We start from the raw sequence: 14,682 nt of genomic DNA, 5'->3' as shown, positions 1-14,682 counted from the left end.
AAAAGAATCCAACGGCCTGTTCCTTATTCTGCACGCAATATTTGCGCCAAAATGTTTCAAGTCCTTGAGTGCCGGGGGCTCCGGCATCCGATGCAAGTCATTGAGTTTAATGGCTATTCGCCAGAACGTTACCCGGCGACTCACATTCAAGACGAATCCGCGCACCAGAAACACACAGAAAAAGTGTGCGACACACAGAAAAAGGGCGAATAAGGAACGTTCGGCCGGATAGCGCTTCCAACACCCCGCCAAAGCTGGCAACATCGCGCCTTTTTTTACGCGGCACCCACGGGTTTGCATGATCAAACACCCGTTCGGTTGTTGATGGGGCGACAGTCTGCTGCGCCGATGCGACAACCCGCCACATGCCACCCGTTTACCGCTCGTAGCGCTGTTGGCTGCCATTGAAACGCTATGCTAGCTTGGCCGCCTCGCCAGGAAGGCCCGCCAACAGCAGGAGCGCAACATATATGAGGAACGCACATGGCTGAGGCCACGCCCGCGCTTGAAATCCGCAACTTGCACAAACGCTACGGACAGCTGGAGGTGCTCAAAGGCATCTCGCTGACCGCCCGCGACGGCGACGTGATCTCGATCCTCGGCTCTTCCGGTTCCGGCAAGTCCACGTTCCTGCGCTGCATCAACCTGTTGGAAAATCCGCATCAGGGCCAGATCCTCGTGGCCGGTGAAGAACTCAAGCTCAAGGCCGCGAAGAACGGCGAACTGGTCGCCGCCGACGGCAAACAGATCAATCGCCTGCGCTCGGAGATTGGTTTTGTATTTCAAAACTTTAATCTGTGGCCACACATGAGCGTGCTCGACAATGTCATCGAGGCCCCGCGCCGCGTGCTCGGCCAGAGCAAGGCCGAGGCCATCGAAGTCGCCGAAGCGTTGCTGGCCAAGGTCGGCATCGCTGACAAGCGCCACGCCTATCCGGCGCAATTGTCCGGCGGCCAGCAACAACGCGCCGCCATCGCCCGCACGCTGGCAATGCAGCCGAAGGTGATCCTGTTCGACGAACCGACCTCCGCGCTTGACCCGGAAATGGTTCAGGAAGTACTTAGTGTCATCCGCGCATTGGCCGAAGAAGGCCGCACCATGCTGCTCGTGACCCACGAAATGGGCTTCGCCCGCCAGGTCTCCAGCGAAGTGGTGTTCCTTCATCAGGGCCTTATAGAAGAGCAAGGATCGCCACAGCAGGTGTTCGACAACCCGCTTTCGGCGCGCTGCAAACAATTCATGTCCAGCAACCGCTAACGGAGCAACATGCATGCAGAATTTCAAGAAGATCTTCCTGGCCGCAGCCGTCACCCTCGCATTCAGCGCCGGTGCCATGGCTGAAACCCTGAAAATGGGCATCGAAGCGGCCTACCCGCCGTTCAACAATAAAGACGCGAGCGGCCAGGTGGTCGGCTTCGACAAGGAAATCGGCGACGCCCTGTGCGCGAAGATGAAAGCCGAATGCTCTGTCGTCACCTCTGACTGGGACGGCATCATTCCGGCGCTGAACGCGAAGAAATTCGACTTCCTGATCTCCTCGCTGTCGATCACCGAAGAGCGCAAAGCCGCGGTGGACTTTACCGACCCGTACTACTCGAACAAATTGCAGTTCATCGCGCCGAAAAACGTCGACTTCAAGACCGACAAGGACTCGCTCAAGGGCAAGACCATCGGCACCCAGCGCGCAACGCTGGCCGGCACCTGGCTGGAAGACACCTACGGCGACGACATCAAGGTCAGCCTCTACGACACCCAGGAAAACGCCTACCTCGACCTGACTTCCGGTCGCGTCGACGCGATCCTCGCCGACAAGTACGCCAACTATGACTGGCTGAAAACCAAGGCTGGCCAGGACTATGAGTTCAAAGGCGACCCGGTAGTGGAAAGCGACAAGATCGGCATCGCCGTGCGCAAGGGTGACAACGAGCTGCGCAACAAGCTGAACGCAGCCCTGAAGGAAATCGTCGCTGACGGTACCTACAAGAAAATCAACGACAAGTACTTCCCGTTCAGCATCTATTGATCTGACCTGTGGGACCGGCGCCGTGATCAAGCGGCACCGGCTCCCGACTTTGCCTGCCGCAATTTGAACAGAAACCCATGATTATCGACCTCTACGGATTCGGCCCGGCGCTCGCCGCTGGCGCGCTGATGACCGTCCAACTGGCCCTCACCGCCCTGTGCCTGGGCCTGGTGCTCGGCCTGCTCGGCGCCTTGGCCAAGACTTCCCCGTACAAGCCGCTGCAATGGCTTGGCGGCACTTATTCGACGCTGGTACGCGGCGTCCCCGAATTGCTCTGGGTGCTGTTGATCTACTTCGGTACGGTCAACCTGATGCGCACCCTCGGTGAGTACTTCGGCAACCCCGACCTGCAACTCAACGCCTTTGCCGCCGGTGTGATCGCACTGGGCCTGTGCTTCGGCGCGTACGCCACGGAAGTGTTTCGTGGCGCCCTGCTGGCCATTCCCAAGGGTCACCGTGAGGCCGGCCAGGCCCTGGGCCTGTCGAAGTGGCGGATTTTTACCCGACTGATCATGCCGCAGATGTGGCGCATCGCCCTGCCCGGCCTGGGCAATCTGTTCATGATCCTGATGAAGGACACCGCGCTGGTATCGGTCATCGGTCTGGAAGAAATCATGCGTCACGCGCAGATCGGTGTGACCGTGTCGAAACAACCGTTCACCTTCTATATGGTCGCCGCGATCATGTACCTCGGCCTGACGGTGCTGGCGATGACGGGCATGCACTTGCTGGAAAAACGCGCCGCTCGCGGCTTTGCGAGGAGCGCGCAATGAACTGGGAAGTCATCATCAAGTGGCTGCCGAAACTGGCACAGGGCGCGACGCTGACACTGGAACTGGTCGCCATCGCGGTCATCGCCGGCCTGCTGCTCGCCATTCCGCTGGGCATCGCCCGGTCTTCGAAGCGCTGGTACGTGCGCTCGCTGCCTTACGCGTACATCTTCTTTTTCCGCGGCACGCCGCTGCTGGTGCAGCTGTTCCTGGTCTATTACGGCCTGGCGCAGTTCGACGCGGTGCGTGAAAGCGCTTTGTGGCCCTACCTGCGCGATCCGTTCTGGTGCGCGACCGTGACCATGACGTTGCACACGGCGGCGTACATCGCCGAGATTCTGCGCGGTGCCATTCAGGCAATTCCACCCGGTGAAATCGAAGCCGCGCGGGCCTTGGGCATGTCCAGGCCCAAAGCGATGTTCTACATCATCCTGCCCCGTGCCGCGCGCATCGGCCTGCCGGCCTACAGCAACGAAGTGATCCTGATGCTCAAGGCCAGCGCCCTGGCCAGCACCGTGACCCTGCTGGAACTCACCGGCATGGCCCGCACGATCATCGCCCGCACTTATCTGCCGGTGGAGATCTTCTTCGCCGCCGGTGTGTTCTATCTGGTCATGGCTTACGTGCTGGTACGCGGCTTCAAGCTGCTGGAGCGCTGGCTGCGCGTCGATGCCTGCCAAGGCCGCTGATACTTCCCACGTGCTGACGGGCGAGGCCCTACTCGCCCGCTTCACCGCGCTGGATGCTTTTTTGATTAAGCATCAGGCGCTGTGGAAACCTCGGCCGTTCACTCACCTACAACTTCCATGGGAAGCGTCCTACCCGGAGTTGTCTGCGTGGCTACGCGGGCGGTCGCTGGAAGATGCAGAACGCGCGCATAACCATCCTGCTGATCTTGTCGATGCGCCAGAGCCGTTCGCTTCATTGGCGAAGTTGTCGGCAGAGTTGAGTGCGGTCGCTGAGTTGCCGGGGCGTGCACTTGAAGCTGCCGGGCATCGCTTGAATGTCGATGTGCCCGGGCGCAAGTGGCAGCAGATCGAGGCGTTTGCCGGGCGCTTGTCCTTTGCCTCGCAGCCGATGCATTGGCTGGACTGGTGCTCCGGCAAAGGGCATCTGGGACGGCGCCTGTTGGGTGCCGGGCAAAAATTGACTTGCGTTGAATACGATCCTTTCTTGGTCGCCAGCGGCCAGTCACTGAGTCAGCGTCATCACTTGCAAGCCCTGCATGTCGAACAGGATGTACTCGCGGCAGACGCCCCGGCCGTATTGAACGCCGCCCACACCCCCATCGCCCTCCACGCGTGCGGTGATCTTCATGTGCGCTTGATGCAACTGGCCAGTGCCGCAGGTTGCCGGCAAATGGCGATCGCGCCCTGCTGCTACAACCGCACCAGTCGTAACGAATATCAGGCCTTGTCCTGCGCAGGATCGGCATCACTCCTACACCTGTCGCTGGAAGATCTGGCGTTGCCGATGAGCGAAACCGTCACCGCCGGTGCGCGCGTCCGACGTCAGCGCGACACCTCGATGGCTCGTCGCCTGGCTTTCGACCTGCTGCAACGGCAAGTGCGCGGCGTCGATGAATACCTGCCAACGCCCTCCCTGCCCAGCGCCTGGCTGGATAAACCGTTTGCGGACTATTGTCTCGATCTAGCAGCGCTGAAGGAGTTATCCACAGTCGGCTCGCCAGACTGGTCGACACTCGAAGCCGCCGGTTGGCAGCGGTTGGCCGAAGTGCGCAACCTGGAATTGCTTCGCGGATTGTTCCGACGACCGCTTGAGCTCTGGCTGAATCTGGATCGGGCGCTTTTCCTCGCAGAACAGGGATACGTCGTACGCCTCGGCACCATTTGCGACGCCTCACTCACACCGCGAAACTTACTGCTGCTCGCCGAACGCGCTGAAAACATCACAGCCTGTGGATAACTCTGTTGATGGATTTGCCGTGGATCCAATATCTGCGCCTGTTTCATCGCCTTAACGACACTGGTCATTTTTTGTTCACATAAATAAAAACCTGTAAGACAGGGATTTGCGAACAAGATGAGAATGGCTGCACAAAACCTCGCCCAAGCAGTCCTAGCGCCCCTCAGTTGTGCATAAGCTGCCAACCAAAACGACATAACCGACGAATATTGGGCTGGCCGAGTGAATAACTGCAGGGTCCCGAAATCCCAGACTCAACCGTACGCCCTGCATAAATGCCTTACTGCGCTTGAGGTACAAAAGCTGCGCATTAATTTGCGCAGGGCCTGATTTTTCCGGAATGCAAAAATAGTCTGAATTCAGGGGTTTACAGGATCTACCCAATCGCTATAATCGTCGCCCACACGCCGGTATAGCTCAGTTGGTAGAGCAACTGACTTGTAATCAGTAGGTCCCGGGTTCGACTCCTGGTGCCGGCACCATACAAAACAAAGCCCCTGCAGAAATGCAGGGGCTTTGTTGTTTCTGTCGTTTGGAGCTCACAAGGCCCTCGCGGATGCGAGGGCTTTTTGCGTTTCATACCTGACTGATCTCGAGCACATACGAAATCCTCTGCTCGTTTGCGCTCCAAACATAGCGCAAATGCTTGCCCTGCTTCGGAATCGATACCGCCGGCGGCCGAAACGCCGCAACGCACTCATGCCCGGGCAACCGCACGCTGTTATAGAGCAAGCCCCACGACTCGGCGTCGCGCAGTTGTCGCGCGAACAGTTGTGATGGGCCATAGGCTTCAGGATCAGGCTGATGCAGATGATCAAAGCCATGGCGAATATCATGCAGCGGCCTGATCACCTGGTTGAAGTAAGTACGCATGGTCAATTCGAGATCGGCTTCCCGGGTCGCCGCGAGAAAGCGTTCCTGATGAAAACAGGTTTCAGCGATGGCCGCACTCTGGCTGCTGGCGGCGTAATAGACGCCGAAGGTGCCGTCACTGAAACGGCTGCGTTTGCCGACGTGAGTGAACGCGGCCATCACCGGGCTGGAACCGGGGCCGGACAGGCGATCTTCGGGACGTACGCGGGCAAGGACGCCGGCCTGTTCGACCAGCCGATCATTGGTCAGTGCTTCGATGGCGTAGGCAACTTCGAGGTCCTCGGGGTCGAGGACGTCTTCGAACAGTGCAATCGGCGGGAAGCTGCTGTTGACGATGCGATACGCCCGCGGCCATGGCACATCCACCGGCGCCGGCGATTTCAACCGCGCACTCCGTCGAGGTAGCGGCGCACATCGGCGATATCGACCACCCGGCCTGCCAGCATGTAATCCAGGGCGGTTTTGCCATTGAACGGTGCCGCCGTGTTGGGGCTGCTGACCCAATCGTAGGCGCGCTCGCGGCTATTGCTGAAGATGATGCTCAGCGCCTTGTGAATGCCCATCAGATAAGAGATGCGCTCGAGGGTGTCATGGGGCAGGCGGATGTCTGGCAGGTGTTTGTATTTATAGAACGTGGTGTTGCCAACTCCACCGAGCAGGGTGCGTTGTTGCTCGGCGCTACAGCCCCAATGCTCCATGAGGCTGAAGAAGAACTTCAACGCAACGTGCCCGGCTTCGGGGGCGTCGAGTTGTTCGCGTGGGGTGAGAGCTGGGGATGAGGTAGGCATAGACGCCTCCTGATTTTTTGTCTTAGCTGAAGACTAGTACATAACTGTAATTTTTTAGCATTTTGGTACACAAACGAACGAATCGTAACAATCAAACGCACAGAAGCCGGAGTTAAGCCGGCTTATGTATTTCTGCGCTATTGAAACAGTTCTGAATGACTCCCTAAATCCACGAACGTGATCAAATCTGGACGTGTGTTCTCGTAAACCATCAAAAAATCGCCACCGATATGACACTCGCGGAATCCAGACCAATCTCCAATCAGCGCATGATCCAGATATTCTGCCGGTAACTGCTGCCCCAGGAACAACATTGCCACCACCTTCCGAACGTCGTTCATATCTCGCCTTCCGGCACGGTTATAACGATCCCAAGACTTCTTGAATTCAGAAGTCTGTGCACACTGTTTAGGTCGATCAGCGCGTTTTTGTGTTTTCTCCTGTTTCGCCATCAGCATTCCTCAGCATGTCGTCTATCGAGTCGAAACGCTGACGGATTTCTCGTGCTTCCATCATTGCGCGGGCCGTCTTCTCCGATGGAACTCGCACCTCGAAGGGAAGCCCCTGAGTAGCAACAACCTGCCGCAGAAAAAGTCGCATGGCGTCACTAATGCTCAGCCCGCAAGCGTTCAAGACTTCAGTGGCACGCGTTTTCAAATCCTCATCAATGCGGCAGCGCACATCGGTAGTTTTCAATAGTGCAGCCATTTCAATTACCTCATCGTGGTTTTGTAGCTACATCAGCGCTACCTCTGCATTGTGTTCGGAGTGATCTTCGTCGGTCAACGCGAAGTTGATCGGTGGTTATCTACCACCATGGCTCGCATGCCAGACATCCATTTCAACTCCTTTGACTGTTGGGCACTATCAGCTAGATCGTTACTTTACCTGAGACCTATCTGCGTAGGACGCAGGCAAAAAGCCAGGAAGATGTAAGCTGTTTCTCTTCGAAAAGAATCTCCCCGCGCACCAAAACCACGCACTTTTTTGACCTTCATCACCCCCACTTCACCAAAAACCCCGATCCTCTGTCAGCCTCCAGCCATCGGCGGGGAAATCAATTCGCTACTAAACCCGCGACAACTATGCTCAGGTGCAGGAATATAGCCGGCATATGGCGCCGTTTCGGTCGTTTCGTACACAACAATACCCAGCCCACTTCAGAGGGCATTACCCATGGATAGCAGAACCTTACGCAACCTCATGCGCATCGTGCAGACCGGCTCGTTGTCGGCCGCAGCCGAGCATTCGTGCCTGACCGTGCAGGCGTTGGCCGCACAGTTGAACAAGGTCGAAGAGCAGTTCGGTTTCCGCTTGTTTCGCCGTTCCAACAAGGGCCTGACGCTGACGCCGCAAGGCACGGAGCTCACGCCTTACATCGACAAAGTGCTGATTGCCACGCGACAGATGGAAGAAAAGGTCGAGGCGCTGAAGGTCCCCGGGCAGCGGACGTTGAAGGTGGCGTTGAACAACACCCTGTCGCCTGATTTCAACCGGCGCATGATCGGGCGCCTGATCGAGGTGTTTCCCGATTACCAGATGGAGTTCAGCTACGCCGAGTCGATGGAAAATCTCAGCAAGCTGAAGAACGAAGATTTCGACCTTGCCGTACTGATCGGCCCGCAGCGGCCGGGGCTGCCGAGCATCGTCCTTCCGGAGGTGCAGGTGCAGGTGGTCGGTGCGCATTGCGGTCAGGAAAACGATCCGCTGACGTTGCTGGGCAACAAGTTTCAAGTGCGTCCTGCGGAAGATTGTCCGTATTCCCACAGCTTTTTGCGTTTTCTCGACGCCGGGCTGGGCAATCACGAGAACGGCCAGCGCATGGTCTATTCCTGCAGCGAAACCCTGACGCTGTCGTTGATCACGCAGATGGATGCGGTCGGCATGGTCTCCCGTGAAGCGGCGCAGAAGAACGGCCTGACGATTTTTCCCGGTTTCGAGGATTTCCTCGAAGTCCGGCTGGCGGTAAACAACCCGGAGTTGTCCCACCAGGCGCTGAACGACGTCGTTGATCTGCCGCTACATGAACGAGCCGAGCGCAATGTACGCAGCCGTCCCCACCGCCACACTGAGAAAGAGGTTTTTGCTGAAATACGCACATAGCAACGTCGGAATCGCGGCATAGAATTCCGGGCGATCGAGCTGGATCTGCCGGTCCTTGATCAACAGGGGCGTGAGGCTGATCGCAGCGACGATCGCCACCGGCAGATATTCCAGTGCGCGCGCCACGAACGGCGGCCAGTGTTCGGTGTTGATCTGCAGCGGCAAGGCGCGCGGCAGGAAGGTCACCGCCATCATCAGCACCACCACCAGAATCAGGAACGTTTGGTCAGGCATACACCCACTCCGCAGCCCACAAACGTGGCGATAAATACGTTGAAGGGCGAACTGCCGATCAGGCTCAGCGCGCCCATGCAGACCACGGCAGCAGCGGCCGCAATCAATTTGTTACGCGTGTTGCACAGCGAGACCAGCACGTAGAGCATCATCGCCGTCAGCGCGTAATCGAGCTGATATTTGATCAAGTGCGCCGCGTACTGCGCGCAGACCGCACCGAGCAAACCGCCGAGCACCCACGAGGTGTGGCAGAACAGATTGAAACCGATCAGGTAACGCACGTTGACCGGTGCGCCTGTACCGAGCTTGACGCTGTGAAAGGCGAAGGATTCATCCGTCAGGCCACCGGCGTAAGCCCAACGCTCCATGCGGCTCAAGCCCAATGCACGCAGGGCTTTGGCCATGTACACCGACATCAGCATGTGCCGCGCATTGATCAGGAAAGTGGTCAGCACAATGGTGGTCAGCGATGCGCCGCTGGAGATCAGCGCCAGCGCGGCGAATTGCGAAGCGCCGGCATAGACAAACAAGCACATCGCCACCGGCAGCCACATCGGCAGGCCGGCGTTGACCGCCATCAACCCGAAGACAAACGACACGGTGAAATACCCGGCGACCACCGGGCTGGCTTCGGCAAACGTGCGCGACGGCTGATGAGTCGCCATCAGCGGCGCGCTGCCGGACCTTTCATTCATAGATCCCTCTCAAATGTTCTTTCGCCATGAGGCTCGCAAAAACCCTGGGCGGTCCAGAATCGCTTGCCCGCGAGGTTAGCATCGTCGACGAACAGAAACATCCGCAGCACCCCGACCCGTTTCATGTCGGACGACGCTGCTTCGACCAGACGCTGGCCCACGCCCTGGCTGCGGTAACGCGGGCTCACGGCCAGATGGTTGATCGTGCCGCGACTGCCGAGCATGCCGCCGAGCACCGCGCCGACGATCTCGCCCTCGACATCGAAAGCCAGGTAGGCCGTGGTGGTTTTCTGGATCAACACGCCGCGCAGGCATTTGGCGTCCTGCCATTCGCAGAACGACACTTCGTCGAACTGGCGGAAGAAGCGCTCCATGCGTTGCGCATCCTTGGCGGTGGCGCGGCGCAGTACCACTGGCGTCGAGCACTCGACGCCGTCGATTGGGGTGATCTGATTAGCGAACAATGTCGAAAGCGGTCCCGGGCCGCGAGAAGGAAATCGCCAGAATCTGCCGGTACGCCATGGCATGGGTGTGGGTGTTGCGCGCCGGGGTCACGTAATGGCGCATGTCGCGATCGAGGAAGTAGGTGGTATCGAGAATTTCCTCGTAGGTGGTCGCCGCCAGCTGTTGCTGATGAATGTCATACAAACGACTCTCAGCGCCCTCGACATTATTGCGCCCCCAGAAGTGCACGCCGCTGAACGGATAGCCGTCGCAATGAATGCCTTCAGGGGTGATTTCCAGCTGTTTGCCGGGTTTGATCTCGATGCGGATCTGATGGATCTGGCACTGCCAGATTTCATCGTGCAACTCTTCCGGCAGGACACTTTTGTACACTTCGAAATCGGTGTCGATCAGGCTGCGCATCACCGGCGAAGAGATCACTTCTTCGGAGAAGTCCTGAAAGTGTCGTACCACGCCACCGACGTAAGCGTTGTTCTCTTTCGATTGCACGTAAGCGCGGTGCTCAAGTTGCTTGAGTTCACGGGTTTTCGGGTTGTATTCAAAGTCGCTGTAACGACGGTAGCGCATGCCGGCTTCGGCCTGACCGTAGTAGCTGTCAGGCTCCATGTTTTCCCAACTCTTGGTCAGTCTGACGAAGTCGGCAAAATGACCGTAGAGATTGAAGTCACCACCCTGGACGTTGACAAACTTGTCGCGCCGTAGCGATTCGCCCACTTCTCTGTTCAAAACGATCATTACCAAATTCTCCGCTGCGTTGAACGCCCTAATCTATTGGGTGGAGAATTTGCGTCCATGAGAAAGAATTTCAGGCATTTGAAGCACTGCTTGAAACGGAATCTGCAGCGCTTGAAAAACGACTTTTACATGACAAGAACACCGGTTATTTGCGGTTTTCGCTGAAAAACCGGCGAAAAAAAACCCCGAACGAATCGGGGTTTTCTCATTTTTCTTACAGCGGATCGATCATCAGAAGATGTTGATCGGATAGTCCACGAATACACGCAGCTCGTTACCGCTGACGTTGTACTCGCTGGATTTCTGCGACACGCGCAGGATCGAACTGCGCAACTTCACGCTCAGGTCTTTGGCCGGGCCACTCTGCACGACGTACTTGAACTGGTTGAAGATTTCGCGCTCGGTGCCGCCTTCGCTGGTGGACGTGGTGATGTTGTCGCCGCGCACGTAAGCGAAGTTGTAGCTCAGACCCGGAACGCCGAACGAACCAAAATCCAGGCCATAACCCAGCTGCCAGCTGCGTTCGTCTTCGGCGTTGAAGTCAGACCAGAAGGAGTTGGCCAGGTAGATGGAGTTACCACCGTCGCCGACACGACCCTGGTCTTTCTGGTAGCCGCCATAGGCGTAGCCCAGGTTGCTGTCGCCAGTGGAACGCTGATGCGCCACGGTGAACGAGTGCGGGCCAGTGGCGAAGGTGGCTGCCAGGCTCCAGATCTTGTTGTCGTCGCCAGTTACACCGTTTTCGCGGACATAGGAGCTGTCCAGCTTGGTGCGATAGCCGTTGAAGTCCAGGGTCAGGGACTGATCCTTGTTGAACGGAATCACATAGTTGGCGTTCACGTACTGTTTCTTCAAGACGTCTTCAACGTCGGACGCATACAGCGCGCCTTTGAAGTGTTCGGTGAACTGATAGCTGCCGCCCAACACGTTGATCGACTTCAGACCGCCGCTGTCACGGCCTTCATCGCTCTTGCGCGACTCGGCGGTGAATCGGCCGGCGTTCAATTCCAGGCCTTGGATCTCACGGGAGGTGATCAAAGTACCGGTATAGCTTTCCGGCAGCAGACGCACGTTGTCGTAGCTCAGCACCGGCAGGGCCGGCATCTGGTCGCCGTAGGTCAGTACGGTGTTGGATACGCGAAACTTGACCGCAGCACCGCCCTTGGCGATGTCGTGGTTCGCACGACCGTCATTTTCCTGTTTGAAGAAGTCGATGCCGCCGGCGCCGCTACGGCCCTTGCCGCCGTCCAGGCGCAATGCGTACAGACCGAAAGCGTCCACGCCGACACCGACGGTGCCTTGAGTGAAGCCCGACGAGAACGTACCGATGGCCGCTTGGCCCCATTCGGCCTTGTCCTTGTTACCGTCTTTGTAATCACGATTGATGTAGGCGTTGCGCAACAGTACTTTCAGGCTGCTGTCTTCAACGAAACCCTTGGATTCGGCCTGGTCGTTAGCCATGGCCTGTGTAGCACTCAACATCCCCAGTGCGATCAGACTGATTCGCTTGTTCAACATTTTGTTTTCCTTATTACGGGTTGAAACGCGCTGTGTCGAACGGCTGAAACGGCGCTTTCTGCACTCTTGTATTCACCCCGAAACAAAAAAGCCCGCCGACGTTAACGTCATGGCGGGCCTGCTCCTTATTTTGAGTCATGGCGGTTAGCCACAGGCGTTGGGCCGAATCGTAGCCGCGCCCTGAACTGTGTGTCAATTTCAAGAATCGTCTTTAAATAGGCGAAAAACGTCTAAGAAACGTAATTTTTTTGCTCGGCGGTTGCAGAAAAAACGGATTAAACAGGCAGTTTGAACTGTGGGAGCGAGCCTGCTCGCGAAGCGCTGGATCAGTCAACAAAGTCACTGGCAGTGCTGACGCCTTCGCGAGCAGGCTCGCTCCCACTTTTGAATACCTGTGGATAAAAATCAGGCAAAAAAAGCGCCGCCATCCCGGCAGCGCTTTTACCAATCCCTATTGTTTTTATCCTTCCATCACATCCCACAAGGCTTCCAGCTCGGCCTCGCTGAACAGGCCAGCGGGGTAGCGCTCGATCATCATCCGGCGCGGATCAGGTTGTCTGATCTGACGCGTTCCATTGGACTTCAACCAGTGCGCGACAAGCTGGAGCGACTCGCCGTTGACGGCCATGGGATGCACAGTCCGCTCGCTGATTACGTTCACTTCGGCGTTCATTTCAGCGCTCTCTCCCCGTTCGTGAGCGGCTACGTTATCCAAGGTTTGTGACAGAACTGTTGAAGTTCCCCTCCCTCCCTAGTGCATCAGGAGCAATACAAGAGCTATGCCAAGGCGACCCGAATGTCGACCGGCGGATACAAACAAGCCCGCGGTCCTGACGGGCCGCGGGCTTGCTTTGATGCTGAGCGAGCTAATCGTTGCCTGGCTGATTTGTGAATCAACTCAAGCTGTTACGACTCAACTCACTCTTTGTGCGGCGCTGGCTGCTGTTGGGTAAGGCAGTGAATATTGCCGCCACCCAGTAACAGTTCGCGGCCCGGCACCATCACTACTTCGTGCTGTGGGAACAGCGTCTGCAGGATTTCCCTGGCCGGGGCATCCATCGGGTCGTCGAAGCTCGGCGCGATGATGCCACCGTTGACGATCAGGAAGTTCACGTAGGAACCGGCCAGACGCACGGAAGGATTGCGCTCCTGCGAACCGTCCACCGCATCGACGCCGGCACACTCTTCTTCGGTCGCGTACAGCGGCCCAGGAATCGGCATTTTGTGCACCGTGAACGGGCGGCCCTTGGCGTCGGTGCTGCTTTGCAGCACTTTCATTGCCGCCTGGCAGCGCGGGTAGTTCGGATCCTGCGGATCATCGGTCCACGCCAGCAGCACTTCGCCCGGACGCACGTAGCAGCAGAAGTTATCCACATGGCCGTCGGTTTCATCGTTGAACAAGCCATCCGACAACCAGATGATCTTGTCCACAGACAGGTTGTCGCTGAGTACGGCTTCGATTTCTTCGCGGCTCAGGTGCGGGTTGCGATTGCGGTTGAGCAGGCATTCTTCGGTGGTGATCAGCGTGCCTTCGCCGTCGACATGAATCGAACCGCCTTCGAGCACGAAACCTTCGGTGCGGTAACGCGGGCTGCGCTCGATCTCGAGGATCTTGCCGCCGACCTGCGAATCACGGTTCCACGGTGCATACAGGCCACCATCGAAACCGCCCCAGGCGTTGAAATCCCAGTTCACACCGCGCACTTCACCATGGTTATTGATAACAAAGGTCGGGCCGCTGTCACGAACCCAGGCGTCGTCGCTGGACATTTCCACCACGCGGATATTCGGCACATCGAGGCGCGCGCGGGCGTTTTCGTATTGGCCGGCGGAGACGGCAACGGTGACCGGCTCGAAGCGGGCGATGGCCTTGGCCACCGTGGCGTGCGCAGCCTGCGCCGGTTTGCCGCCCAGACGCCAGTTGTCCGGGCGCTCGGGCCAGATCATCCAGGTCTGGGTTTGTGGCGCCCACTCGGCCGGCATGTAGAAGCCATCGGCGCGTGGGGTACTTTTCAATGTGGTCATCAGGACTCCAGGGAACCGTCGAGGGTTTTCAACGCGCCGTACAGATTCGGCCGGCGGTCGCGGAATGAACCCCACGCGCTGCGAATATGTTCCAGCTCGTCGAGGTTGAACGTATGCACAAGAATACCTTCTTCGGTTTTATTCAGCTCCTGCACTTTTTCGCCGAACTGGTTGGCGATGAACGACGAGCCGTAGAAGGTGATGTCGTAGCCGTCCTGCTCTTCATTGCCGATGCGGTTGCTGGCAATCAGCGGCATCAGGTTGGCGCCGGCATGGCCCTGCTGCACCCGCTGCCAGTGATCGCGTGAAGAGATGGTCTTGTCGTGCGGCTCGCTGCCGATCGCGGTTGGATAAAAGAGAATTTCCGCGCCTTGCAGGGCCATGCTGCGTGCCGCTTCCGGGAACCACTGGTCCCAGCAGATGCCAACGCCGATTTTCGCGTAACGGGTGTTCCATACCTTGAAGCCGGTGTCGCCCGGGTTGAAGTAATACTTTTCGTGATAGCCCGGGCCGTCGGGGATATGGCT

The 14,682-nt window shown here is 57.9% G+C and carries 18 protein-coding genes and 1 tRNA gene; 7 read left to right on the top strand and 12 right to left on the bottom strand.

Features of this window, described 5'->3' with window-relative positions; genetic code table 11:
• The first annotated feature begins 483 nt into the window (after window positions 1–483).
• The 6 genes from D8U60_RS15925 to D8U60_RS15900 all read left to right on the top strand — a co-directional run bounded on the left by D8U60_RS15925 (window position 484) and on the right by D8U60_RS15900 (window position 5,201).
• A complete protein-coding gene (locus D8U60_RS15925) occupies window positions 484–1,257 on the top strand; it encodes an ABC transporter ATP-binding protein (RefSeq protein WP_024011209.1) in 774 nt (257 codons plus the stop codon).
• 13 nt (window positions 1,258–1,270) lie between these two features.
• The gene (locus tag D8U60_RS15920; protein WP_130900469.1) at window positions 1,271–2,023 is read left to right on the top strand and encodes an ABC transporter substrate-binding protein; all 753 of its coding nucleotides are present in this window, start codon (window positions 1,271–1,273) and stop codon (window positions 2,021–2,023) included.
• A gap of 77 nt (window positions 2,024–2,100) precedes the next feature.
• Complete coding sequence (locus D8U60_RS15915; protein ID WP_024011207.1) at window positions 2,101–2,796, top strand: ABC transporter permease; 696 nt, start codon at window positions 2,101–2,103, stop codon at window positions 2,794–2,796.
• The gene (locus D8U60_RS15910) at window positions 2,793–3,482 is read left to right on the top strand and encodes an ABC transporter permease (RefSeq protein ID WP_016772145.1); all 690 of its coding nucleotides are present in this window, start codon (window positions 2,793–2,795) and stop codon (window positions 3,480–3,482) included. The genes D8U60_RS15915 and D8U60_RS15910 overlap by 4 nt, the downstream gene beginning before the upstream one ends.
• Window positions 3,463–4,719 (top strand): methyltransferase, encoded by a 1,257-nt coding sequence (locus D8U60_RS15905; protein ID WP_130900468.1) that lies wholly within the window; start codon window positions 3,463–3,465, stop codon window positions 4,717–4,719. Before D8U60_RS15910 ends, D8U60_RS15905 begins: the two co-directional genes overlap by 20 nt.
• Before the next feature lie 406 nt (window positions 4,720–5,125).
• Window positions 5,126–5,201: transfer RNA gene (locus D8U60_RS15900), tRNA-Thr, on the top strand.
• A 94-nt stretch (window positions 5,202–5,295) separates the two neighbouring features.
• Here the strand turns inward: D8U60_RS15900 and D8U60_RS15895 are convergent.
• From D8U60_RS15895 to D8U60_RS15880, 4 genes are all read right to left on the bottom strand, one after another.
• Window positions 5,296–5,976, bottom strand: coding sequence for an RES family NAD+ phosphorylase (locus tag D8U60_RS15895; RefSeq protein ID WP_130900467.1), 681 nt, complete (start codon window positions 5,974–5,976; stop codon window positions 5,296–5,298).
• Entirely contained in the window at window positions 5,973–6,380 is a 408-nt protein-coding gene (locus tag D8U60_RS15890) for an MbcA/ParS/Xre antitoxin family protein (protein WP_130900466.1), read from the bottom strand. The genes D8U60_RS15895 and D8U60_RS15890 overlap by 4 nt, the downstream gene beginning before the upstream one ends.
• Before the next feature lie 137 nt (window positions 6,381–6,517).
• Window positions 6,518–6,832 carry a type II toxin-antitoxin system YafQ family toxin gene (locus D8U60_RS15885; protein WP_130900465.1) on the bottom strand — a complete coding sequence of 105 codons (315 nt, stop codon included), beginning with the start codon at window positions 6,830–6,832 and terminating at the stop codon, window positions 6,518–6,520.
• Window positions 6,798–7,088: a type II toxin-antitoxin system RelB/DinJ family antitoxin gene (locus D8U60_RS15880; protein ID WP_071174090.1), complete on the bottom strand. Its 291-nt coding sequence runs from the start codon at window positions 7,086–7,088 to the stop codon at window positions 6,798–6,800. Before D8U60_RS15880 ends, D8U60_RS15885 begins: the two co-directional genes overlap by 35 nt.
• A 468-nt stretch (window positions 7,089–7,556) precedes the next feature.
• Here D8U60_RS15880 and D8U60_RS15875 point away from each other — a divergent pair, with 468 nt between their 5' ends.
• On the top strand, window positions 7,557–8,483 hold the full coding sequence (locus tag D8U60_RS15875) for a LysR family transcriptional regulator (protein WP_122611119.1): 927 nt from the start codon (window positions 7,557–7,559) through the stop codon (window positions 8,481–8,483).
• Here D8U60_RS15875 and D8U60_RS15870 read toward each other — a convergent pair.
• The 8 genes from D8U60_RS15870 to D8U60_RS15835 all read right to left on the bottom strand — a co-directional run.
• Entirely contained in the window at window positions 8,400–8,717 is a 318-nt protein-coding gene (locus D8U60_RS15870; RefSeq protein ID WP_024011198.1) for an AzlD domain-containing protein, read from the bottom strand. The two genes, D8U60_RS15875 and D8U60_RS15870, sit on opposite strands and share 84 nt — an antisense overlap.
• Window positions 8,696–9,412, bottom strand: coding sequence for an AzlC family ABC transporter permease (locus D8U60_RS15865; RefSeq protein WP_016772152.1), 717 nt, complete (start codon window positions 9,410–9,412; stop codon window positions 8,696–8,698). Before D8U60_RS15865 ends, D8U60_RS15870 begins: the two co-directional genes overlap by 22 nt.
• Window positions 9,409–9,786 (bottom strand): GNAT family N-acetyltransferase, encoded by a 378-nt coding sequence (locus D8U60_RS15860; protein ID WP_003220700.1) that lies wholly within the window; start codon window positions 9,784–9,786, stop codon window positions 9,409–9,411. The genes D8U60_RS15865 and D8U60_RS15860 overlap by 4 nt, the downstream gene beginning before the upstream one ends.
• A gap of 79 nt (window positions 9,787–9,865) precedes the next feature.
• Entirely contained in the window at window positions 9,866–10,612 is a 747-nt protein-coding gene (locus D8U60_RS15855; RefSeq protein ID WP_016772154.1) for a 2OG-Fe dioxygenase family protein, read from the bottom strand.
• Between the two features lie 231 nt (window positions 10,613–10,843).
• Complete coding sequence (locus D8U60_RS15850; protein ID WP_130900464.1) at window positions 10,844–12,130, bottom strand: OprD family porin; 1,287 nt, start codon at window positions 12,128–12,130, stop codon at window positions 10,844–10,846.
• Window positions 12,131–12,590: 460 nt separating this feature from the next.
• On the bottom strand, window positions 12,591–12,803 hold the full coding sequence (locus D8U60_RS15845) for a hypothetical protein (protein ID WP_016772156.1): 213 nt from the start codon (window positions 12,801–12,803) through the stop codon (window positions 12,591–12,593).
• Window positions 12,804–13,048: 245 nt separating this feature from the next.
• Window positions 13,049–14,155 carry an agmatine deiminase gene (aguA, locus tag D8U60_RS15840; RefSeq protein WP_130900463.1) on the bottom strand — a complete coding sequence of 369 codons (1,107 nt, stop codon included), beginning with the start codon at window positions 14,153–14,155 and terminating at the stop codon, window positions 13,049–13,051.
• On the bottom strand, window positions 14,155–14,682 hold a 528-nt coding region (locus tag D8U60_RS15835; RefSeq protein ID WP_277751557.1), incomplete at its 5' end, for a nitrilase-related carbon-nitrogen hydrolase. The genes D8U60_RS15835 and aguA, both read right to left, overlap by 1 nt.

This window comes from Pseudomonas sp. Sample_11, assembly GCF_004307505.1.
GTDB lineage: Bacteria > Pseudomonadota > Gammaproteobacteria > Pseudomonadales > Pseudomonadaceae > Aquipseudomonas > Aquipseudomonas atacamensis.
The sequence above is the reverse complement of the archived record's forward strand: the minus strand, read 5'-3'. Positions and strand labels throughout refer to the sequence as shown.

Bases quoted from the DNA above. Each gene is read 5' to 3' on its own strand.
- D8U60_RS15925 (WP_024011209.1), top strand. From the start codon at position 484: ATGGCTGAGGCCACGCCCGCGCTTGAAATCCGCAACTTGCACAAACGC.
- D8U60_RS15920 (WP_130900469.1), top strand. From the start codon at position 1,271: ATGCAGAATTTCAAGAAGATCTTCCTGGCCGCAGCCGTCACCCTCGCA.
- D8U60_RS15915 (WP_024011207.1), top strand. From the start codon at position 2,101: ATGATTATCGACCTCTACGGATTCGGCCCGGCGCTCGCCGCTGGCGCG.
- D8U60_RS15910 (WP_016772145.1), top strand. From the start codon at position 2,793: ATGAACTGGGAAGTCATCATCAAGTGGCTGCCGAAACTGGCACAGGGC.
- D8U60_RS15905 (WP_130900468.1), top strand. From the start codon at position 3,463: ATGCCTGCCAAGGCCGCTGATACTTCCCACGTGCTGACGGGCGAGGCC.
- D8U60_RS15890 (WP_130900466.1), bottom strand. From the start codon at position 6,380: ATGCCTACCTCATCCCCAGCTCTCACCCCACGCGAACAACTCGACGCC.
- D8U60_RS15885 (WP_130900465.1), bottom strand. From the start codon at position 6,832: ATGGCGAAACAGGAGAAAACACAAAAACGCGCTGATCGACCTAAACAG.
- D8U60_RS15880 (WP_071174090.1), bottom strand. From the start codon at position 7,088: ATGGCTGCACTATTGAAAACTACCGATGTGCGCTGCCGCATTGATGAG.
- D8U60_RS15875 (WP_122611119.1), top strand. From the start codon at position 7,557: ATGGATAGCAGAACCTTACGCAACCTCATGCGCATCGTGCAGACCGGC.
- D8U60_RS15870 (WP_024011198.1), bottom strand. From the start codon at position 8,717: ATGCCTGACCAAACGTTCCTGATTCTGGTGGTGGTGCTGATGATGGCG.
- D8U60_RS15865 (WP_016772152.1), bottom strand. From the start codon at position 9,412: ATGAATGAAAGGTCCGGCAGCGCGCCGCTGATGGCGACTCATCAGCCG.
- D8U60_RS15860 (WP_003220700.1), bottom strand. From the start codon at position 9,786: ATGGAGCGCTTCTTCCGCCAGTTCGACGAAGTGTCGTTCTGCGAATGG.
- D8U60_RS15855 (WP_016772154.1), bottom strand. From the start codon at position 10,612: ATGATCGTTTTGAACAGAGAAGTGGGCGAATCGCTACGGCGCGACAAG.
- D8U60_RS15850 (WP_130900464.1), bottom strand. From the start codon at position 12,130: ATGTTGAACAAGCGAATCAGTCTGATCGCACTGGGGATGTTGAGTGCT.
- D8U60_RS15845 (WP_016772156.1), bottom strand. From the start codon at position 12,803: ATGAACGCCGAAGTGAACGTAATCAGCGAGCGGACTGTGCATCCCATG.
- aguA (WP_130900463.1), bottom strand. From the start codon at position 14,155: ATGACCACATTGAAAAGTACCCCACGCGCCGATGGCTTCTACATGCCG.